The sequence below is a fragment of the Candidatus Enterococcus myersii genome (assembly GCF_017316025.1).
Taxonomy (GTDB): Bacteria; Bacillota; Bacilli; order Lactobacillales; family Enterococcaceae; genus Enterococcus_C; species Enterococcus_C montenegrensis.
In genome coordinates, this window is the sequence record NZ_JAFLVT010000014.1 from 40,167 (window position 1) to 60,459 (window position 20,293).

Sequence of the window (20,293 nt, forward strand, 5' to 3'; positions counted from 1 at the left end):
CCAATTAAATTTTCTTTATTATGCAAGAAAATAACAAAAAAAATAGCGCCTTACAAAAAATTTAAATTAGACGTAGGCCAAATTGAAAAAAATTATCATCTCTTTAAACAAAAAACAGCGGATACTAAAATTATCTTATTTTCCGCTACCAAACTATTCTTTTATTTTTGTAATTTTTTTGACTTCTTTTGTTGCCTAAAAAAATATATGTAAAAAATCATTTGAGAGACAGCGAATACTAACAAGCCGACATAGGAAAAACGGTCCCCAATTTTGTCAGTTGGACTTGGATGTAAGCTAATATTTAATTGCAAATAACCGATTAACAAACTACAAAATAGCCCCACTGCAAGTCCCTTTAAATTAGGCTCTTCGCCAAAAAAGTAGGCTTTTTGTAAAAATTGATACCATAGCGCAACTGTAAAACTAAGAAAAAAATTGAGATAGAACATATTGAGTGAATCAGAAAGAAGATATTCAAAAAAGCCACTACTAATAGCCGTTAGTACCGCTAAAACCCAAAACGCTACACCTAAGCTTTGCCAAAAAACTAATTTTTCTCTTTCATCTCGCTGATAACGTCGTACGTTCATTTTTTCATCTACTCACTTTTTTGATTTAAGCGAAAGATTTCTTCTACTGGTCGCTTAAAAAAATAAGCAATTCGTAGCGTCAATTCAATGCTGGGAACATAACTTCCCGCTTCAATTGCTGTTATTGTTTGATGGGAAATCAACAATTTATCTGCCAATTCTACTTGGGTGAGACCACCGTCTTCTCGTACTTACGCCAAGCGATTTACTAATTTCCAACCCATGATAATTGCTCCTCCTTACTCATTTTTTTAAAGTATAGCGCTTACGATTACGCTTCACAAGCTAAAAAAAACTAGGGACAACTCACTTGCCCCTAGTCTAGTATTTTCCTATTTGTTTTGTTCAACTTATAAAGCAGCAAATTCCAATTCTTCATTCAAGGCTTTTACCAAAAATGGTAAATCACTTAAACGATCAATGACGTAATCTGCGCCATCTTCGTAATATTTTTGTGTTACTGCTTCTCGCAGTGATTCTTTTTCTTCAAAAGACAATTTTGAAAAAGCTGCTGCAGTTAATTGTGAAGCTGAACTGCCTTCAATGACACCAACGGAAATCACACCAGCATTTTTACCTTCTTTAATATCCGAAGTAGTGTCGCCAACTTTAATTACCCGTTTTAAATCATTAATTCCCATTAATTTTACATTGCGAAAAATCATGTCTGGCGCAGGCCGCCCCACCCCGTTAACGTCATCTGGTGTCACTAAAAAATCAGGTTCATAGCCATTTTGTTTTGCCCCTTTGGCAACTATTCTCATCATGTCTTTGGTATACCCTGTTGTACTGCCAATTTTAATATTATTTTTGCGTAACCAATGAACCGTTTTTAGTAAACCTTCTTTGGGCGTCGTGTATTGTGCCAAAGACGAAAATAATACTTTTTCAAAATCAGCATACAGCTTTTTTACATCTGCTTGGTTTGCTTTACGCTCATAAAGTTCTTGCCATTTTACTTTGACGTGAGGCAAAGCTAGCAAAGTTTTAATATGGTCGATTTTTAATAAGCCCATTGGTTCTCGAATTTCTCTTTCAGTCAAATGAATTCCCGCCTTGGCAAAAGCTGTATCAAAAGCCGCTACTGGTGCCAAACAGCCATCATCGACTGTCGTACCTGCCCAATCAAAAATTACGCCGCGAATCATAGTGCCACCGCTCCTTTCACATTGCTTTTTACTAAGTATTCTTCTGCTAGCTGAAGAACTTTCATCATGTCAGAGGGATAAACCTCGCCAATATTGCCGATCCTAAAGCAATCAATCTCACTAATCTTACCAGGATAAATCGCATAGCCGTTTTCCTTTAAATATTCGTAAAAATCTGCAAAAGAAAATTCTGGAAAAGGATAGTGAAATGTCGTGATAAAGGGTCCTTGATTTTCTATTGCAATCAATGGCGCAAAGCCTAATTTTTCCATCCCAGTTCTAATAATGTGATTATTTTGGGCATAACGGTTATAGCGGGCTGCAATACCGCCTTCTTGTACCAGTTCTTTTAGCGCCTGTTGAAAGGCTAAAACCGTATGGGTTGGGGAAGTAAAACGCCATTTTCCATCACGATCCATAACTTGGTGCTGATCAAAAATATCCAAACTTAAAGTACGCGCTTTACCACAACTTAATGCCAATTGATCCCGACGACAAATAATAAAGCCAAAACCTGGGACGCCTTGAATACATTTGTTCGCACTTGAAACAAGAAAATCAATGCCAATTTCTGCCATTGGAATTTCAATACCACCAAAACTAGACATCGCATCCACAATAAAGGTAGCTTGATGTGCTTTTACCACTTTTGCGACACTTTCAATATCATTTACAATACCTGAAGTTGTTTCAGAATGTACCATTGCTACAAAATTAATGGCAGAATCAGCTTCTAAAATAGTCGCAATTTCTGTTGCATCGGGTATTTTGGTCTCTGCTACTTCGTAATACAGATGGTTCAGGCCATAACGAGCAGCACTTTGTTGCATCCGCGCGCCATATGCACCATTGCCACAGATTAAAATTTTGTCTTTTTCTCCTACAATTGAGCTTAAAACGGCTTCAACTGCAAAGCTACCTGATCCCTGCATTAAAATCGTCGTATATTCTGTTTCTGAAACATGGGCTAACGCCAGTAATTGCTGGCGAATGTGCTGGGTGATGATTTTATAATCATCATCCCAGGTACAATGATCTACTAACATTGCCTCTTTAACAGTTGCCGTTGTCGTTAACGGTCCAGGTGTTAATAATTTATATTCCATTTTATTCCACCATCCCTTGATGTTTTGCTAATAATTCTGGTGTTAATTTTTCGCTGTAAACTTTTTGATCTTTGGCAATTTCCAATCCATCAGTTTTTTCTTCTTCATACAAAGCACTCGGGTAATAGGTGATGATTTCTTTGCGTCCTGTTGTTAAAATGATAGCCACCATTTTTTGTAGATCTGCCATTTTTTCCTTACTTTGTCCCTTGTTTAAAATGCCAATCGATTCGGTTAAATTGTATGTGCCTTCACTAGGTTCGACATAGTCGATTGGATCTTTCGCTTTTTTAGCCGCCACTGCTTGGTGACGCAAACCATACCCTATTGCGACTTCTCCTACTTTGACTTTCTTTAACGGGCCAGAACCAGAAGCTTCGATATGATCTCCGGCATTTTCATAAATCTTGGCTAAAATAGTTTTGGCTTCATCTTCACCATACGTATCAATTAAACCTTGGAATAACAGCCACGCTGTTGAAGATTGCTTAATGTCAGAAATCGATAGCTGCCCCGCATACTCTGGTTTCGCTAAATCTTTCAAGCTTTTCGGTGGATTAATCCCCGCTTCTTTCAACGCTTTTGTATTATAAAAAACGACTCCTTCTTGAACTGTTAGAGGTAATGTGTAACCTGTTGTAACTTGGAGCGGTTTAACACTGACATCTAATTTTTCTAAAAACTTGTTTTTTTCCTCCGCACTATCCAAATAAAAGGTACTCATGGTAACAATATCGGCCTCTAAATTTTTCCCTTCGGCTAAGAGTTTGCCCCCTAATTCAGACGTCCCTAAACTTTGGACAAGGTATTTACCTTTAAAACCATTTTCATCCAAAGCTTTTTCCATTGCTTTTACCGGTTCTTCATCGGCATTGGTATAAATAATTGCTTTGTCATCTTTTGTCTTTTCCGCACCGGAACCGCTTTTGCAACCGGCTAAAGAAATCAACCCTAAACTTAACATTCCAACCACCATAAACTTCATTACTTTTTTCATTCATTTGCTCCTTGCAATAATTTTTATTTTATAGGCTACCGGCTAAAAACATGCTGCATTTACAACTCACTTTTAGCTAGTAGTGAATCGCAATTACTATGTGCTATTTAGAAGAAAATTTTTGCATTTCTCTTTTAAATAAAATTTGAGGAAAATGAAACCGTTTTTGATTAAGGGTAACCTCTTTTTTCTTCCCCCAATATTTTTTTGTTAACTTAATTGCAAATAACGCGACACAATTAATTGCTAAAATCAATAAGGATAAAATGAAAATATCTACAAAATGCCCAAAGTGCTGTAACTCTTTAATTTTTGTAGTCATCACACTGGTTCGCGCAGAAACTAAGAAAATCAAACCGCTAATTGTTACCATACTATTGGTGAAATAATAGCTCATCATCTCTAAAATCGTCCCCCGAGAATTAGGAATTATAATGCGCCATACTAAATCAATCCAACGATCTCCCATAATTTGCGAAGTTTTTTCCCAACTATGATCCATTTTTTGAAAGCTTTCTTTTGCCATTTGATAGGGCGTGGCAAAAAAGTGAATAATATTGGCGATCACTAAAATACTTAGCGTATTGTGTAGCGTTGTTCCACTAAAAGCCAACAAGAACATGACCCCTAAAACCATCCCCGGAAAACTATTGGTTAAGGTTGCAAATAAATCAATGCCTTTAGCTGCAATACTATTTTGACGGCTAAAGGAAGTAACAATCCCAGCTAAATAGGCAATACTCATCCCCAACACCGCTGAAATCAGACTGACAATTAACGAATTACTTAATGTATTACTTAGTAAATCATCAGCAAAAAATTCACGAAAGTTCTCTGTGGTGAAAATCATTTCGTAAGGCCAGGCTGTGACAAAGGGAATAATAAACATAACTGAAAACATGGCCAACAAACTGCCGCCGACTAGGACAAACAATAAACCCAAAAAGCTGTCGCGGACTAGATTGGCTACCACTGGTACCTTACGACGTTGTTTAAAGGACTGCTGTAATTTTTGCAACTGACGAATCAGTAAAACACTGAATAATGATGGTATCAACATGGATAATGCGACAAGTGAGCCTTTTTGAAAATCTGGAATAGAACCGGTAAACCCTTCATAGAGTAACGTCGTAATAAACACTTTGCGTCCACCTACCGCCGTTGGAATCCCAAAGTCGGTAAACGCCATGAAAAATGTTTGACAAAAACTGATCCCAATTAATTTTTGCATCGGGCGTAAAACATTTTGTAATACACTGGTTATTGGGCTATCCCCCAATAAGCGCGAAACGACTAAATATTGTTGGTCCAAATAATCCATGCCGTTATAAAGGAGCAAATAGGCAGTTGGCAACGTATAAATAAAATAGCCCAAAATGACGCCACTAGAACCATATAAATCAAAAAGTTCAAAGCCTAAGATTCTAGTCCAAAGCCCTTGTTTACCAAAACAATAAAGTAAGACAAAGCCATAAGTAATCGTTGGTAATAACATTGGCAAACGAAAGAGCAAATCGCTAAACTGACGTATAGGTTGAAAAAGTCGTGAAAAATGCATCCCATAAGCCAAAAGCCATGCGGTAATTGTTGCAAGCGCCGCAGCAATGCCGGCGTGTATCACACTGTTTAAAAAGCCTACTAGCCAACCACTTTGCCATAAAATACGAACTGCCCCTTCAAGTGGTTGACCTTCAAAAAGTCCAGCTATAATTAAAGTAATAACTGGGATAATAAAGAAGATGATAATTCCGCCAATTAATAGCCACTGTACCAAATCTGTAATTTTTATTGCTTTCATAGCTGTGCCACCTGGTGGGTACCTTGAAATAGAGCAAAGATATTTTGAATATTACGATATTTCGTTTCCAATTGCGCCACTACAAAATCCTGGATAAACGGACTGCCCGCTTCAGCGATAATTTCTGCCGGCGCAGCAAATTTTGCGACCCGACCATTTTCTAAGACCATCACTTTATCTGACAATGTCAACGCCTCTTCTGGATCATGGGTCACGATGATAGTGGTTAGCTGCAATGTTTTAGCGATCATTTGAATTTTTTCTTTAATCGATTCTTTGATGACACCATCTAATGCACTTAAAGGCTCATCTAGCAATAAAATTTCTGGTTTCATTACCAATGTTCTTCCCAAGGCTACGCGTTGTTTTTGCCCACCAGATAAAGCACTGATTGGTTTATCCAAATGTTTTTCTAAATCGAGGAGTTGAATTAATTCCGCTACTTCTTCTTTTGTAGAAAGACTAGGTTTTCTTTTCAAACCATAAAGTAGATTTTCTCTTGCAGTTAAATGAGGAAACAGACCATAATCTTGAAAGACAATATTAAAGCCGCGTTTTGCCATTGGCACGTTGGTGATATCTTGCCCTTTGTATACCAAACGCCCACTGTTGGGTTTTTCTAAACCTAAAATCATATTTAATAAAGTAGTTTTGCCAGAACCAGAGCGACCGAGAATGGAAACAATTTCCCCCGGTTTAATCACTAAATCAATATCGGTCAAAATCGTCTGTGCACCAAAACTTTTATTTACTTGTTGAATTTCTAACATTTCTCTGCCCCTTTTCTTTTGACTGAAATTTTCGAAAAAACTATCAATTCCGCTTCACTGACTTCAGTATAGAGGCAAAATATTAATGACTTGACACCTTTAAGTAAAAGATTGGTAAAGCCTGTATATTTTATGTAAATAGTCACTAGGATAAGAAAAGCTGAAGGAATCGGGTAGCCCTGAGCCATAAGATCTAAATTTGTTAAAATGGCTCCTTCTTTTTCGCAAATTTAGGCTTAAGGCCGAAGGGGTGATTCGTGAAGCTAGACAGTTAGAAACGCGTTTCGAACTCGTTTAGCTTTTGAGCATTAAGACAGAATTTCAATAAATTGCCCTGCAAATTTCTTGAAATTTTGACTTAAGGCCGATAAAGCTAGTTCGTGAAACTAGGAATTGTTATAACGGCTACGCTAATTTTTCTCGCGAAAAACTTATTCTTTCCTTCCAGATAAAAAAGGATTCAGTGTAAAAGCCCTAACGGCTATCCACTGAATCCTTTTTTAACAATAAGCAGAAAGATTGCTTCTACCTGTGTTTTTTCATTTTTTTAATTGGCAACAATATTCACTAATTTATTTGGTACGACGATCACTTTGCGAACTGTTTTGCCGGCAATATGTTCTTTAATCGCATTATCTGCCAATGCAGTTTTTTCTAATTCATCTTTTGAAAGATCGCGGGCAACTTGGACTTTGCTGCGAACTTTACCATTCACTTGGAAGACAACTTCAATTTCATCTTCAACCAATTGCGCTTCATCATAAGTTGGCCAAGCTACATAAGAAATACCGCCTTCATTGCCTAAAATCGCCCAAAGTTCTTCTGCGATATGGGGGGCGATTGGTGCTAATAATTGCACAAAGCCTTCAATATACGCATAGGAAAGTGCTTCTGTTTTGTATGCTTCATTGATAAAGACCATCAATTGTGAAATTGCGGTGTTAAAGTGCATCTGTTCGTAATCTTCGGTTACTTTTTTTACCGTTTGATGGTAAACTTTAGTCAATTTACCATCGTTAAAGGTCGTAATGCGATCGCGCATTTTTCCTTCTTCGTCTACGATTAAACGCCAAACGCGTTCTAAGAATTTGCGGCTACCTTCTAGCCCATTTTCACTCCAGGCAATCGACGCATCAAGTGGCCCCATAAACATTTCATACATCCGCAATGTATCTGCACCGTATTTTTCCACCACGTCATCTGGGTTTACCACATTACCACGGGATTTGGACATCTTTTCATTATTGCCCCCAAGAATCATACCTTGGTTAAATAGTTTTTGATACGGTTCTTTTGTTGGCACCACGCCGATATCATACAAGAATTTATGCCAGAAGCGAGCATACAATAAGTGCAAGACCGCGTGTTCAGCACCACCGATATAAATATCTACTGGTAACCAGCGTTCCAATTTATCATAGTCTGCTAAAACTGTTTTGTTGTGAGGATCGATATAACGCAAATGATACCAAGAACTACCTGCCCATTGTGGCATTGTATTGGTTTCACGGCGACCTTTTTTACCCGTTTTCTCATCAACAACATTAATCCAATCTTCGATATTAGCTAGTGGTGATTCACCGGTACCACTTGGTTTAATATTATCTGTAACAGGTAAACGCAACGGTAATTCTTCTTCTGAAAGAGCTGTTGTTGTTCCATCTTCCCAGTGGATAATTGGAATTGGTTCACCCCAATAACGTTGACGAGAGAATAACCAGTCCCGCAAACGGTAGCTGACTTCTTTTTTACCAACGCCGTTTTCTTCAAGCCACGCGTTCATTTTTTCAATGGCTTCTTCTTTGTTTAAACCGTCTAAAAAGTCAGAGTTGATATGTTTGCCGTCACCTGTATAGGCTTCTTTTTTTACATCGCCGCCAGCTAAAACTGGAATAATATCCAGGCCAAATGTTTGTGCAAATTCATAGTCCCGTTCGTCGTGAGCAGGTACTGCCATAATGGCGCCTGTCCCATAAGTCGCCAACACATAATCTGCGATCCAAATTGGAATTTGTTTGCCGTTAACTGGATTAATGGCGTAAGCTCCTGTGAAGACCCCTGTTTTTTCTTTTGCTAAGTCTGTGCGCGCTAATTCTGATTTTTTTGCTGCTTGCTCAATGTAAGCTGCTACTGCTTCTTTTTGTTCTGGCGTAGTGATTTTTTCAACTAAATCAAGTTCTGGTGCTAAAACAGCGTAGGTCGCACCAAACAATGTATCTGGTCTGGTAGTGAACACAGTGAAATCTTCATTGCTATCAGCAACTTTAAAGGTAACATTTGCTCCCACTGAGCGACCAATCCAGTTGCGTTGCATTTCTTTAATACTTTCTGGCCAGTCAACCAAGTCAAGGTCGTCTAAGAGACGATCGGCATAGGCGGTAATTTTCAACATCCATTGACGCATTGGACGTCTGATGACATCGTAGCCGCCACGTTCACTCTTCCCATCAATAACTTCTTCATTGGAAATTACTGTCCCTAATTCTGGAACCCAGTTAACCGCAACTTCAGCTTCATAGGCCAAGCCTTTTTCATATAATTTGGTAAAAATCCACTGCGTCCATTTGTAGTATTCTGGATCAGTCGTATTAATTTCACGATTCCAGTCATAACTAAAACCTAATGAATTAATCTGACGTTTGAAAGTTTCAATATTTTTCTTTGTAAATTCAGCTGGGTCATTGCCTGTGTCTAAAGCATATTGTTCCGCCGGCAAACCAAAAGCATCCCACCCCATTGGATGTAATACGCTAAATCCTTGTGAACGTTTCATTCGTGATAAAATATCCGTTGCTGTATAACCTTCTGGATGGCCTACATGTAGCCCTTGACCAGATGGGTATGGAAACATATCCAAGGCATAAAATTTGGGTTGATCTGTCTTGTCATGGGTATTAAACGTATTGTTTTTAGCCCAATATTTTTGCCATTTTTTTTCGATTTGCTTATGATCGTACACTGCTAAATCCTCCTAAAAATTAATTGACTGGCAATCAGTCGTATAAAAAAAGTCCTATAAAAAGCTATGCTTTTTATAGGACGTAATCTACGTGGTACCACCTAATTTTGCTCATCAAAAAAGATAAGCCTCAAACGTTGTAACGATCGTCACCGTAACAGCCTACTTATTTCAACTGCTAACGCTAAAAGGCGAGTTCAAAAGAGTTCGTACACATTTCCACCAACCATGTGCTCTCTAAAACGATTTGCTTTTTACTATTCCTTCTCACAGCGAAGTTTTCTACTTGTTAGTTATACTAACAAAGAATATACCAAAATTCAATTATTATTTTACTTTTAGCGTTTGACCAGGATAAATGAAATTGTTTTGAATTTTGTTTAACTGAATCAATTTATCCATCGTAATACCAAACTTATCGGCAATTCCCCAAACAGAGTCACCACTTTGTACTTGATAGGTTTTGCTGTTGTTTTGGCTGCTAGAATTTTGTGCTTGAACGCCTTGTACGCTGCCTTTTTTCACAATAACTTTTTGGCCTGGGTAAATAAAATCATTTTTGATATTATTCCATTGACGGAATTGATCCATTGAAATTTTATATTTGTTCGCTACAGCCCAAACCGAATCTCCACTTTGAATGGTGTAGTATTGATTTTGACCGCTATTGCCCGTATTACTTGTATTTGTATTGTTACTTGGCTTAGCTGCGGTCGTATTTTGGGCAGGTTTATTATTTGTTGTACTAGCAGAACCATTTTTCACCACTAGGCGTTGCCCCGGGTAAATAAAGTTATTCTTGATATTATTCCAGCTCACTAATGTATTCATACTAATACCATATTTATTTGAGATACCCCAAACTGAATCTCCGCTTTGAACAGTGTAATAGGTTTTCCCGCTACTATTATTTGTATTGGCTGGTTTATTGGTACTTGGCTTATTGGTATTTTGTGCCGGCTTACTTGGTGTTTTATTTGTCGTAGTAGAACCGCTAGCACCTTTTTTCACCACTAGGCGTTGGCCGGGATAAATAAAATTGTTTTTGATATTATTCCAGCTGACTAAACTGCTCATACTAATATTGTACTTATTTGAGATGCCCCAAACTGAATCTCCGCTTTGAACAGTATAGTATTGTGTAGCACTAGAACTTGTTGTATTTCCACTTGGTTTATTATTGTTTTGTGTCGGTTTACTTGGTGTTTCATTTGTTGTAGTAGAACCGTTAGTACCTTTTTTCACCACTAGGCGTTGGCCAGGATAAATAAAATTGTTTTTGATATTATTCCAGCTAATCAAATTATTCATACTAATGCCATATTTGTTCGCGATGCCCCACACAGAGTCGCCACTTTGTACCGTATAATACTGGCTTACGCTTGAAGAAGAACCACTGGAACTGTTGTTATTAGTCGAACCAGAACCACCACTCCAAGCCCCTCCGCCAGCATTACCGCTAGCTGGTGTATCATAGCGAGTCAGTCCGTAACTTTCAATCACACTATTTAATGCTGAAGCATAGTTTGGTGCAGTAGCGTAACGTCCAGTTAACCAAGCCGTTGCATCTCTGTAAGAGCTGGTATTACTCTTCCAAGCACCACGATAATAATATTGACCGCCGATATAAACATTGCGTAATGTTGCAGCATTATCAGCAAAAGATTCTTTATAGGAAGGATAATCCCGGAAAGGTTCTTTCATGGTCACCCATTTCCCATTTAAATATTCTAAGGTGTTCATATAGACAGTTTTACCATTGTAACTGCCTTTAATACCAAATAAGTTATAGTAAGGTGCGCGGGATAAACTACTTGTTCCCCAACCACTTTCAACAATTGCTTGGGCAATCATGACAGAAGCATATAAGTCGTTTGCTGCCGCTACAGGTTGTGCATGAGCTGCCAATTCTGTAATCAATGCAGTGGAATTACTACGACTAGAAGTTTGGCTTAAGTCTCTTGAAATTTGTGCTTGGTTGTTGCTTGTTGCTTCTGCTGTCACCGGTTTTGCCAAAGGTGCCACTACAGAGCAAGCAGTTAAAGTTGTGCCCACGATTGCCGCGCTTTTTTTAGCATCGCGGTAAAACTTAATTTGTTTTTCTTCTTTACGTCGTTCTTTACGAGAAACAAGTTGGGTCAAGTTGCTCGCCTCCTTTTTTAAGCTTTTCTTAACTTTAAGTATACAGGCTAATGTTTTTTATTAAAAGTTTTAAACGATTATTTCGGCAATTTGTTAAATTGCTGTAACATTATCTTTATTTAGTTATTTTTATTACTAACATTATTTATTTTATCAAGTTTTATCTGCTTAATTATTCAGAAATTAAGTTATTAAAAAAACAGCAAAATATTGCAAAACGATTACATAAGTTCTGCTTTACAAAATATTTTTATATTATTTAATAAAAATGTGAAAAAGTGATATTTTCGACTTTTTTTAACCTTATCTTAATATCAGAAAAAATTTGTACCAATAAAAGAAAGGGACAACTTCTCATGCTATAATAATTCCATTGTCAAATAATTACTTACATTTACTAAAGGAGAATTTATGAAACATAAACTTTATTACCAATTTGCTGGTAGTTGTTCCTTATTACTGTTTGTCTTTTTAGGTTATGTGGTGAAATTTTACCGCCAATGGTTAACAGGCTTTGATAATTTTATTACCAGCATCCTTCGTAGTGGATATCCCACTTGGAATAGTTTTTTTATTTGGATTACAAAATTTGCTAACCCTGCCACGATTGTCATTTTGGCACTGGCCTTTTTATTTTTATTTTATCGCGGAAAGTATTACGCAGAAGCACTGTGGCTCTTTATAAATGTCGGCTTAGTGTCAGGGATTGTAAATCCGCTGATTAAGCTGGTCTTCCAACGTGAACGTCCTACATTAGAGCATTTAGTGTCTGAACATAGTTTTAGTTTTCCCAGTGGACATGCTTGTGCCAGCATGATTTTATATGGTACTTTGATTTTCATTTTGCCAGGTTTACTGAAAAACAAGCAAATTTTACTCGGACTACAAATTATGCTTGGCATTTTAATTGTTCTTATTGGTACTAGCCGTATTTATCTCGGTGTTCATTTTCCAAGTGATATTATTGGTGGCTATAGCCTTGCTCTGGGCTGGCTCTGCCTAACATATCCTTACTTTAGCGAAAAACGCTTTGTCTGGCGTTTTAAAAACCAACAGAAATAATGAGGGAATAGCAAATGACTTTTTTATATAGTGAAGATACCAACAAACGTTATCATTCATGGAATTATGCTTTACGCCAAGAATTTGGTGGTAAAATTTTCAAAGTACCTGTCGATGGTGGTTTTGATTGTCCGAATCGCGATGGTACCGTTGCGCGAGGCGGCTGCACTTTTTGCAGTGTTTCTGGCTCTGGAGACATGATCGTTGCACCAGAAGATCCCCTACCCCTTCAGTTTCATAAAGAAATTGATATGATGCACCAAAAATGGCCCCATGTCGACCAATATATTGTTTATTTTCAAAATTTCACGAATACCCATGCCCCTTTAGCAGTCATTAAAGAGCGTTTTGAACAAGTGGTTAATTTACCCGGGGTAGTCGGACTTTCTGTGGGGACTCGCCCAGATTGCTTGCCTGAAGACGTGGTAGAATATTTAGCTGAGCTAAACGAACGTTTGTATCTATGGGTTGAATTAGGCTTACAGACGACTTATGAACAAACAAGTAAAATTATTAATCGCGCTCACGATTATCCAACTTATGTTGATGCTGTGGCTCGCTTGCGCAAACACAACATAAATGTCTGTACACATTTAATTAATGGCTTACCTGGGGAAACACCGGAAATGATGGTGGAAAATGTTCGGCGCACCTTACTAGACAGTGATATTCAAGGTATTAAATTACATTTATTGCATCTGATGCGCAACACCCGCATGTTACGAGATTACCATGAAGGCCGCTTGCAACTGATGAGCCGCAAAAGCTATGTCACGGTTATTTGTGATCAATTGGAATTAATTCCGCCTGAGGTGATCATCCACCGCTTAACCGGCGATGCCCCGTGGGATTCTTTGATTGGGCCGATGTGGAGTTTAAAAAAATGGGAAGTCTTAAATGCCATTGACGAAGAAATGCGTCGGCGCAATACGTATCAAGGAAGTAAAAATGTCTTGCTGGAGGCAAAAATTCATGCTTAAAACGGCCATGCATTATAGCCACGAACTTTTAAGTGAAGTTGTAACTATTGGTGATCATGTCGTCGACGCCACTATGGGCAATGGTCACGACACACTTTTTTTAGCTAAATTAGTAGGCGTAGGTGGTAGAGTTGATGCTTTTGATATTCAAAAGGCTGCCCTTTTAGCCACAAAAGAAAAATTAGCTGCCCATCCGGAGGGAGTGGCTGTCAATTTACATTTAACCGGTCACGAGAATGTTGCCGATTACTTGCAAGGTGAAAAAATTAAAGCCGCTATTTTTAATCTGGGTTATTTGCCACAAAGTGATAAACAGATTATCACTTTACCGCAGACAACAAAAAAATCATTAGATGCGCTTTTAGCCCATTTACAACCAAAAGGACGTATTATCATTGTCTGTTATTACGGTCATCCTGGTGGTAGAGAAGAATTAGAAACAATTCAAGCCTATTGCAGTGATTTGCCACAAAAACAATACAACGTCTTAGCCTATCAATTTATCAATCAAAAAAATCAGCCACCATTATTATTTTGCATTGAAGCCAAGTAATAGTGAACACTAGCTCGAATAAAAACACGCGGATTTGGATGGTTCTCATAAAGAGCACAATCATCCAAATCCGCGTGTTTTTTAATTAAAAGGTAATTTTAGTCATGATAAATCAAATGCTGAAATGAAGTAGCTTGGTTTGCCAAAAGATTTTTCACCACTTCATTTAAAACAGGTGGTCGTAAATCCAATTTTTCAGAGGCCAAATCTAGCCAAGAAAGTGTAATAGTCTTTTCTATACCACTGATAACTGGCAATGTTTGACTATCCGTAACAGTTTGCAAGTGATATAAAAAAAGCACTTGATGATAATCATCGCCTTCATAGACAAAAAAGTTTTCAATGACTGCCATGAGATCTTTTGTTTTTACGTCTAAACCACTTTCTTCTTTCAACTCACGAATAACAGCTGCTTGGGAAGATTCCCCCGTTTTTACTGCTCCACCTGGTAAGGTTTGTGTCCCATCGTCCTCTGTTGAAACCAAAATATGGCCTTTTTGAATTAAAATGCCGCTTGACCGTACATCAAAACGATCTGTGGCAATTTTGGTTCTGATATCTGTCTTGGTATACATGTTGTTCTCCTTTACAAAACAAACAGCTTTTTACTAGTTAAATCTCAACAGGCAACCATTGCAAAACTTTTTGAATCCATTCATCCCAAAAATCCCACGTATGCGCTCCTGGTCCTTCTTCATAGGTAATGAAAAAACCAGCTGCTTGCGCTTTTTGAACAAAGTATTGGTTACTTTGATACAAAAAGTCCTCTGTCCCGCAGCAAACAAATAGTTTAGGTGCGACTTCTGGCGCCACTGTAGTTAAAAGGTGAATCGGATCGTTTTCAGAGCCCTTCATTTTTTCAACGGGACCAAAAACGCCTTCCCAATAGGCTTGGCTACCTGATTGTAATAACACTTCAGGATCGCTAGCCAAAGCTAAAGCACCAGAAAGGCTAGCAACAGCAGCAAATTTATCCGGACAACGCAAACCTAATTTAATCGCACCATAGCCTCCCATTGAAAGACCAGCCGCAAATGTTTTTTCTTTCTTGGTTGTTAGTTGCGGAAATAATTCATGTAAAATATCTGGTAATTCTTCTGAAATAAAAGTCCAATACTGCATGCCATAACGGGTATCTGTATAGAATCCTAGTTCCGTCGTAGGCATCACCACTGCAATCTCACTTTCCCGTACATAGCGTTCAATACTGCTGCGGCGCATCCACGCTGTCTCATTCCCGCCCATACCGTGTAACAGATATAAAACCGGCACATCGTCTTTTTTGTCTCGCGTTAACCGTGCGCTACTTTGCGGTAAGATTAAATTCAATCCTACGTCTAAATTTAAAACATTTGAATAAATATTTGCTTGTATAAATGCCAATTTTTGTCACCTCGACTTTTCAATGTCTCGTTTTCCAAAATGATAACGCCTGGCTGTCCTTGGAAAGGCTTGGGATAAATTTCTAAAGCAATTTAATAAAATTACATCCTCTTATCTGGCAGACAAACGCCCCGCTAAAATTCTTCTTCATTCCAATTCCATTGTATCAGACTTTTTCAAAAATAGGGTCAAAACCAAAGCCGCAACAATTAAAATAGCCCCCGCCAAATAGACACCATGTAAACTAGCAAAAAGAATCCCCCGCAATGTTTCCCGTAAACCCGATGCCAAAAGTTTTGCTGTCTGAGGATTTACCAATTGATTCATGACATCATTTTTATTTGCCACTGTCACACTTTGCAACTTAGCTGCAGTAATCCCATTTAATAAGATACCAAAAACAGAGACCATAATCGTTTGGCCAATCGTCCGCGCTAACGTATTAAAAGAAGTGGCTACCCCCATCTGTTCCGACGAAACGCTACTTTGCGCACTAACCGTACAAGTCACCGTCACCGCCCCTAAACCAATACCGAGAATGGTTGAGATAGCAAAAAACCAAAGCCAATTTGTGTGTTGGGGCACCACGACCAAACAAACCGCCCCAAAAAGCGTTATGATTATTCCTCGAAGCAACACCCGTTTAACCGCAATCGTTGCCATCCAACGTCCTGCCAAAAACGAACCCACTAACCACAATAACGACAATGGTGCCAAAACAAGTCCGCCAATTCCAGCCGAAAGTCCCAGCACACCTTGCATCCACATCGGAATATAAACATCTACCCCAATTAAAAAGCCACTAGCTAGCGCTGCTACTAAGTTCACCACCACAAATAAAGGCTGTGTGAATAAGTGTAACGAGATAACGGGATCTTCTGCGTGCTTTTCTGCATAAACAAACAAAATCCCTGCTGCAACTGCTACAATTGCTAAAACAATAACTTTAACAGATAAACCTTCATCACCTAAAAACTGGAAAGCTAACAATAGAGCTAATAACAGACCCATTAAAGATAGACTACCAAAAATATCCATCTTCTTTTGCTGATGCCTTACTTTTTCTTCTACCAAATAAAGCCAAATTAAAATGATCAAAATAATTCCAATTGGTACATTAATAAAGAAAATCCAGTGCCAACCGATGGTATCTACGATAATGCCACCAGCTAATGGACCGACTACCGAGGCAATTCCCCAGGCAGTACTGTTTAACCCCAGCACCTTCGCACGTTTTTCTTTATCATACAAATCACCAATAATCGTCAATGCTACTGGCATCATCGCGCCAGCTCCCATTCCTTGAATGGCTCTGGAAATAATCAACGTCAGCATCGTATTAGATAGACCACAAAGCGCCGAACCAATAATAAATAGTACGGTTCCTAAAATGAAAATTGGTTTACGACCGATTTTATCAGCTAATTTCCCGTAAATCGGTGTTAACATAGCATTGGTTAATAAATAGATTGAAAAGACCCAATTCATAATTTCAATGCCGTGTAATGAGCCGACGATTGTTGGCATAGCCGTCGTTACGATTGTTCCTTCCACCGCTGTCATAAATGTTGCCACAAAAACAGCAACCGTAACTAGCGTAACATTTGTTTCTTTTTTCATTTTTAACCTCCTCAACTAAACTTAAACTCTCTTTTTACAACAACTGGCAAAAAATTGCATTTAAATTTTCGTATCTCTTTTTTAAAAGCTATTTTCCTCAAAGAAAAGCCGCTATCACCTAAGCAATAGCGGCCAAAAAAATCAAGTAAACAATCAGTATTATGCGTTCACACTAGCTAGCAATGCGTCTACTTTATCCGTGTGTTCCCATGGTAAATCAACATCAGTCCGACCAAAATGGCCATAAGCTGCTGTCTGACGATAAATCGGACGACGCAAGTCCAACATCTCAATAATGCCAGCTGGACGTAAATCAAAGTTTTCACGAATTGCTTCAATTAATTTTTCATCACTGACAGTACCAGTTCCAAAAGTATTAATTGAAATCGAAACAGGTTGTGCTACACCGATTGCGTAAGCCAATTGTACTTCAACTTTGCTAGCAAGTTTAGCCGCCACAATATTTTTTGCAATATAACGAGCAGCATAACTAGCCGAACGGTCAACTTTAGTAGCATCTTTACCAGAAAAAGCACCGCCACCATGACGGGCATATCCCCCATAAGTATCTACAATAATTTTACGACCTGTTAACCCGGCATCTCCTTGTGGCCCGCCAATTACAAAGCGTCCTGTAGGATTGATAAAGTATTTTGTATCTTCATCTAATAATTCACTTGGGATAACTGGTTCAATAACTTTTTTAATCACATCTTTACGGATTGTCGCGTTGTCAGCAGCATCATCGTGCTGTGTGCTAATTACGACTGTATCGATGCGTTTAGCTTTACCAGCTTCATCATATTCTACCGTCACTTGCGACTTTGCATCAGGACGTAAATATTTAAGTTCACCATTTTTACGTAGCTCTGCTAAACGACGAACTAATTTATGACTTAATGAAATTGGCAATGGCATTAATTCTGGTGTTTCATCACAAGCAAAACCAAACATTAAACCTTGGTCGCCTGCTCCAATCTCATCAATCATCGCATCTTTATTATCGCGACTTTCCAAAGCGGCATCTACGCCTTGTGCAATATCAGGTGATTGTTCATCAATTGCTACTAAAACAGCAACTGTATCCCCATCAAAGCCAAATTTAGCGCGCGTATAGCCGATATCTTTAATCGTATTTCGAACGATTTTTTGAATATCTACATAAGCCGATGTCGAAATTTCACCAAACACTAAAACTAAACCCGTTGTTACTGAAGTTTCACATGCTACACGAGCAGTTGGATCCTTCGCTAAAATTGCATCCAAGATTGCATCACTGATTTGATCAGCCACCTTATCTGGATGTCCTTCAGAAACAGATTCTGAAGTAAATAAATGTCTTTCTGTCATGATGATTCCCCCTAATAATATTCGGTTACAAGGCATCTTCGCAGTGCGAATCCTCTCGGGAACTTGCAACGTTTGTAGTATAGCAGATTTAATCAGATAAAGCTCGCTTATTTTATTATATTTCCTAATAAAACAAAAAAAAGAAGATACACGACGTATCTTCTCATGATCCGTACGGGATTCGAACCCGTGTTACCGCCGTGAAAGGGCGGTGTCTTAACCGCTTGACCAACGGACCAATCATTAATGGGCCTAAATGGACTCGAACCATCGACCTCACGCTTATCAGGCGTGCGCTCTAACCAGCTGAGCTATAGGCCCATATAAAACTAAACAACTTTTTCAATGAAATACATTAAAAAAGAGATGGCGCGGGACAGAATCGAACTGCCGACACATGGAGCTTCAATCCATTGCTCTACCAACTGAGCTACCGAGCCAAAACGGTCCCGACGGGACTCGAACCCGCGATCTCCTGCGTGACAGGCAGGCGTGATAACCACTACACTACGGGACCAGGGTTTAGTTTTATAATTGCGGGAGCAGGATTTGAACCTACGACCTTCGGGTTATGAGCCCGACGAGCTACCAGACTGCTCCATCCCGCGATAATATAAGTTTTACTAACTCTCTACATAAATATAGAATTGTAGCAAAGGAGGATAAGGGATTCGAACCCTTGCACGGTTTTACCCGCCTGACGGTTTTCAAGACCGTTCCCTTCAGCCGGACTTGGGTAATCCTCCAAAAAAAAAATGACCCGTACGGGATTCGAACCCGTGTTACCGCCGTGAAAGGGCGGTGTCTTAACCACTTGACCAACGGGCCAGCTAGAACGGAGAAGGAGGGATTTGAACCCTCGCGCCGGTTTCCCGACCTACACCCTTAGCAGGGGCGCCTCTTCAGCCACTTGAGTACTTCCCCAAAAACCAAAAATGTTTTGATTTTGTAATGGGCCTAAATGGACTCGAACCATCGACCTCACGCTTATCAGGCGTGCGCTCTAACCAGCTGAGCTATAGGCCCATATTTAAAAACTAAAAGCGGGTGACGAGAATCGAACTCGCGACAACAGCTTGGAAGGCTGTGGTTTTACCACTAAACTACACCCGCATGGCGGTCCCGACGGGACTCGAACCCGCGATCTCCTGCGTGACAGGCAGGCGTGATAACCACTACACTACGGGACCAGGATTTAGTTTTTAAAATTGCGGGAGCAGGATTTGAACCTACGACCTTCGGGTTATGAGCCCGACGAGCTACCAGACTGCTCCATCCCGCGATAATATAAATTTTACTAACTCTCTACATAAATATAGAATTGTAGCAAAGGAGGATAAGGGATTCGAACCCTTGCACGGTTTTACCCGCCTGACGGTTTTCAAGACCGTTCCCTTCAGCCGGACTTGGGTAATCCTCCAAAAAAATCAAATCTACAATGCCACGGATGGACCTTGTAGGACTCGAACCTACGACCGGACGGTTATGAGCCGTCTGCTCTAACCAACTGAGCTAAAGGTCCAGGCTCTAAAAAATCGCGGCGGAGGGGATCGAACCCCCGACCTCCCGGGTATGAACCGGACGCTCTAGCCAGCTGAGCTACACCGCGAATAATCACTTTATTATTACTATTAAAATGATATGGAGCCTAGCGGGATCGAACCGCTGACCTCCTGCGTGCAAAGCAGGCGCTCTCCCAGCTGAGCTAAGGCCCCTTGTTTCTTTTAAATCGGGAAGACAGGATTCGAACCTGCGACCCCTTGGTCCCAAACCAAGTGCTCTACCAAGCTGAGCTACTTCCCGTTAAATTATTACTACGCGCCCAAGAGGAG

At 39.3% G+C, this 20,293-nt stretch carries 15 protein-coding genes, 17 tRNA genes, 1 pseudogene, 1 riboswitch and 1 other annotated feature; of the genes and pseudogenes, 3 read left to right on the top strand and 30 right to left on the bottom strand.

The window, feature by feature from the left end; genetic code table 11:
• Nucleotides 1-161: 161 nt before the first annotated feature.
• From JZO76_RS10100 to JZO76_RS10140, 9 genes and pseudogenes are all read right to left on the bottom strand, one after another.
• The gene (locus JZO76_RS10100) at nucleotides 162-593 is read right to left on the bottom strand and encodes a hypothetical protein (RefSeq protein WP_206903950.1); all 432 of its coding nucleotides are present in this window, start codon (nucleotides 591-593) and stop codon (nucleotides 162-164) included.
• An 8-nt stretch (nucleotides 594-601) separates the two neighbouring features.
• Nucleotides 602-772 (bottom strand): annotated as a pseudogene (locus tag JZO76_RS10105) (helix-turn-helix transcriptional regulator); the annotation flags it as partial.
• A 171-nt stretch (nucleotides 773-943) separates the two neighbouring features.
• Nucleotides 944-1,741, bottom strand: coding sequence for a phosphonoacetaldehyde hydrolase (gene phnX, locus JZO76_RS10110; RefSeq protein WP_206903951.1), 798 nt, complete (start codon nucleotides 1,739-1,741; stop codon nucleotides 944-946).
• Nucleotides 1,738-2,847 (bottom strand): 2-aminoethylphosphonate--pyruvate transaminase, encoded by a 1,110-nt coding sequence (gene phnW, locus JZO76_RS10115; RefSeq protein ID WP_206903952.1) that lies wholly within the window; start codon nucleotides 2,845-2,847, stop codon nucleotides 1,738-1,740. The genes phnX and phnW overlap by 4 nt, the downstream gene beginning before the upstream one ends.
• Before the next feature lies 1 nt (nucleotide 2,848).
• Entirely contained in the window at nucleotides 2,849-3,844 is a 996-nt protein-coding gene (locus JZO76_RS10120) for an extracellular solute-binding protein (RefSeq protein ID WP_206903953.1), read from the bottom strand.
• Nucleotides 3,845-3,947: 103 nt separating this feature from the next.
• On the bottom strand, nucleotides 3,948-5,642 hold the full coding sequence (locus JZO76_RS10125; RefSeq protein ID WP_206903954.1) for an ABC transporter permease subunit: 1,695 nt from the start codon (nucleotides 5,640-5,642) through the stop codon (nucleotides 3,948-3,950).
• Nucleotides 5,639-6,412, bottom strand: coding sequence for an ABC transporter ATP-binding protein (locus JZO76_RS10130; RefSeq protein ID WP_206903955.1), 774 nt, complete (start codon nucleotides 6,410-6,412; stop codon nucleotides 5,639-5,641). Before JZO76_RS10130 ends, JZO76_RS10125 begins: the two co-directional genes overlap by 4 nt.
• Before the next feature lie 547 nt (nucleotides 6,413-6,959).
• Nucleotides 6,960-9,371 (bottom strand): leucine--tRNA ligase, encoded by a 2,412-nt coding sequence (gene leuS / locus JZO76_RS10135; protein WP_206903956.1) that lies wholly within the window; start codon nucleotides 9,369-9,371, stop codon nucleotides 6,960-6,962.
• A 73-nt stretch (nucleotides 9,372-9,444) separates the two neighbouring features.
• Nucleotides 9,445-9,651, bottom strand: a binding site (T-box leader).
• Nucleotides 9,652-9,698: 47 nt separating this feature from the next.
• A complete protein-coding gene (locus tag JZO76_RS10140; RefSeq protein ID WP_206903957.1) occupies nucleotides 9,699-11,513 on the bottom strand; it encodes a LysM peptidoglycan-binding domain-containing protein in 1,815 nt (604 codons plus the stop codon).
• 411 nt (nucleotides 11,514-11,924) lie between these two features.
• Here JZO76_RS10140 and JZO76_RS10145 point away from each other — a divergent pair, with 411 nt between their 5' ends.
• The 3 genes from JZO76_RS10145 to JZO76_RS10155 are packed head-to-tail and all read left to right on the top strand — an operon-like array spanning nucleotide 11,925 to nucleotide 14,108.
• Nucleotides 11,925-12,575 carry a phosphatase PAP2 family protein gene (locus tag JZO76_RS10145; protein WP_206903958.1) on the top strand — a complete coding sequence of 217 codons (651 nt, stop codon included), beginning with the start codon at nucleotides 11,925-11,927 and terminating at the stop codon, nucleotides 12,573-12,575.
• 14 nt (nucleotides 12,576-12,589) lie between these two features.
• On the top strand, nucleotides 12,590-13,555 hold the full coding sequence (locus JZO76_RS10150) for a TIGR01212 family radical SAM protein (protein WP_206903959.1): 966 nt from the start codon (nucleotides 12,590-12,592) through the stop codon (nucleotides 13,553-13,555).
• Nucleotides 13,548-14,108, top strand: a complete 561-nt coding sequence (locus JZO76_RS10155; protein ID WP_206903960.1) for a tRNA (mnm(5)s(2)U34)-methyltransferase — start codon at nucleotides 13,548-13,550, stop codon at nucleotides 14,106-14,108. The genes JZO76_RS10150 and JZO76_RS10155 overlap by 8 nt, the downstream gene beginning before the upstream one ends.
• Nucleotides 14,109-14,206: 98 nt before the next feature.
• Here JZO76_RS10155 and JZO76_RS10160 read toward each other — a convergent pair whose 3' ends face one another.
• The 21 genes from JZO76_RS10160 to JZO76_RS10260 form a co-directional block, all read right to left on the bottom strand.
• Nucleotides 14,207-14,683: an NUDIX hydrolase gene (locus JZO76_RS10160; RefSeq protein ID WP_206903961.1), complete on the bottom strand. Its 477-nt coding sequence runs from the start codon at nucleotides 14,681-14,683 to the stop codon at nucleotides 14,207-14,209.
• A 37-nt stretch (nucleotides 14,684-14,720) separates the two neighbouring features.
• Entirely contained in the window at nucleotides 14,721-15,491 is a 771-nt protein-coding gene (locus JZO76_RS10165) for an alpha/beta hydrolase (protein WP_206903962.1), read from the bottom strand.
• 147 nt (nucleotides 15,492-15,638) lie between these two features.
• On the bottom strand, nucleotides 15,639-17,111 hold the full coding sequence (locus tag JZO76_RS10170) for an MDR family MFS transporter (protein ID WP_206903963.1): 1,473 nt from the start codon (nucleotides 17,109-17,111) through the stop codon (nucleotides 15,639-15,641).
• 159 nt (nucleotides 17,112-17,270) lie between these two features.
• On the bottom strand, nucleotides 17,271-18,461 hold the full coding sequence (metK, locus tag JZO76_RS10175) for a methionine adenosyltransferase (RefSeq protein WP_206903964.1): 1,191 nt from the start codon (nucleotides 18,459-18,461) through the stop codon (nucleotides 17,271-17,273).
• A riboswitch (SMK box riboswitch) is annotated at nucleotides 18,459-18,535 on the bottom strand. (Overlaps the previous gene by 3 nt.)
• Nucleotides 18,536-18,627: 92 nt before the next feature.
• Nucleotides 18,628-18,699: transfer RNA gene (locus tag JZO76_RS10180), tRNA-Glu, on the bottom strand.
• 9 nt (nucleotides 18,700-18,708) lie between these two features.
• A tRNA-Ile gene (locus JZO76_RS10185) sits at nucleotides 18,709-18,782 on the bottom strand.
• Between the two features lie 46 nt (nucleotides 18,783-18,828).
• Nucleotides 18,829-18,901 (bottom strand) — tRNA-Phe (locus tag JZO76_RS10190).
• A gap of 4 nt (nucleotides 18,902-18,905) precedes the next feature.
• Nucleotides 18,906-18,978, bottom strand: a tRNA-Asp gene (locus JZO76_RS10195).
• A 17-nt stretch (nucleotides 18,979-18,995) separates the two neighbouring features.
• Nucleotides 18,996-19,069, bottom strand: a tRNA-Met gene (locus tag JZO76_RS10200).
• 48 nt (nucleotides 19,070-19,117) lie between these two features.
• Nucleotides 19,118-19,207 (bottom strand) — tRNA-Ser (locus tag JZO76_RS10205).
• A 10-nt stretch (nucleotides 19,208-19,217) separates the two neighbouring features.
• Nucleotides 19,218-19,289 (bottom strand) — tRNA-Glu (locus JZO76_RS10210).
• Between the two features lie 8 nt (nucleotides 19,290-19,297).
• Nucleotides 19,298-19,385, bottom strand: a tRNA-Ser gene (locus JZO76_RS10215).
• Nucleotides 19,386-19,413: 28 nt separating this feature from the next.
• A tRNA-Ile gene (locus tag JZO76_RS10220) sits at nucleotides 19,414-19,487 on the bottom strand.
• Nucleotides 19,488-19,503: 16 nt separating this feature from the next.
• Nucleotides 19,504-19,574 (bottom strand) — tRNA-Gly (locus JZO76_RS10225).
• Between the two features lies 1 nt (nucleotide 19,575).
• A tRNA-Asp gene (locus JZO76_RS10230) sits at nucleotides 19,576-19,651 on the bottom strand.
• A gap of 18 nt (nucleotides 19,652-19,669) precedes the next feature.
• Nucleotides 19,670-19,743, bottom strand: a tRNA-Met gene (locus JZO76_RS10235).
• Nucleotides 19,744-19,791: 48 nt separating this feature from the next.
• A tRNA-Ser gene (locus JZO76_RS10240) sits at nucleotides 19,792-19,881 on the bottom strand.
• A 28-nt stretch (nucleotides 19,882-19,909) separates the two neighbouring features.
• Nucleotides 19,910-19,983 (bottom strand) — tRNA-Ile (locus tag JZO76_RS10245).
• A 13-nt stretch (nucleotides 19,984-19,996) separates the two neighbouring features.
• Nucleotides 19,997-20,070: transfer RNA gene (locus JZO76_RS10250), tRNA-Met, on the bottom strand.
• A gap of 33 nt (nucleotides 20,071-20,103) precedes the next feature.
• Nucleotides 20,104-20,176 (bottom strand) — tRNA-Ala (locus JZO76_RS10255).
• A 14-nt stretch (nucleotides 20,177-20,190) separates the two neighbouring features.
• A tRNA-Pro gene (locus JZO76_RS10260) sits at nucleotides 20,191-20,264 on the bottom strand.
• Nucleotides 20,265-20,293 lie beyond the last annotated feature (29 nt).

Excerpts from the sequence above, each read along its gene's own strand:
- JZO76_RS10100 (WP_206903950.1), bottom strand. The coding sequence starts at position 593 with ATGAACGTACGACGTTATCAGCGAGATGAAAGAGAAAAATTAGTTTTT.
- phnX (WP_206903951.1), bottom strand. The coding sequence starts at position 1,741 with ATGATTCGCGGCGTAATTTTTGATTGGGCAGGTACGACAGTCGATGAT.
- phnW (WP_206903952.1), bottom strand. The coding sequence starts at position 2,847 with ATGGAATATAAATTATTAACACCTGGACCGTTAACGACAACGGCAACT.
- JZO76_RS10120 (WP_206903953.1), bottom strand. The coding sequence starts at position 3,844 with ATGAAAAAAGTAATGAAGTTTATGGTGGTTGGAATGTTAAGTTTAGGG.
- JZO76_RS10125 (WP_206903954.1), bottom strand. The coding sequence starts at position 5,642 with ATGAAAGCAATAAAAATTACAGATTTGGTACAGTGGCTATTAATTGGC.
- JZO76_RS10130 (WP_206903955.1), bottom strand. The coding sequence starts at position 6,412 with ATGTTAGAAATTCAACAAGTAAATAAAAGTTTTGGTGCACAGACGATT.
- JZO76_RS10145 (WP_206903958.1), top strand. The coding sequence starts at position 11,925 with ATGAAACATAAACTTTATTACCAATTTGCTGGTAGTTGTTCCTTATTA.
- JZO76_RS10150 (WP_206903959.1), top strand. The coding sequence starts at position 12,590 with ATGACTTTTTTATATAGTGAAGATACCAACAAACGTTATCATTCATGG.
- JZO76_RS10155 (WP_206903960.1), top strand. The coding sequence starts at position 13,548 with ATGCTTAAAACGGCCATGCATTATAGCCACGAACTTTTAAGTGAAGTT.
- JZO76_RS10160 (WP_206903961.1), bottom strand. The coding sequence starts at position 14,683 with ATGTATACCAAGACAGATATCAGAACCAAAATTGCCACAGATCGTTTT.
- JZO76_RS10170 (WP_206903963.1), bottom strand. The coding sequence starts at position 17,111 with ATGAAAAAAGAAACAAATGTTACGCTAGTTACGGTTGCTGTTTTTGTG.
- metK (WP_206903964.1), bottom strand. The coding sequence starts at position 18,461 with ATGACAGAAAGACATTTATTTACTTCAGAATCTGTTTCTGAAGGACAT.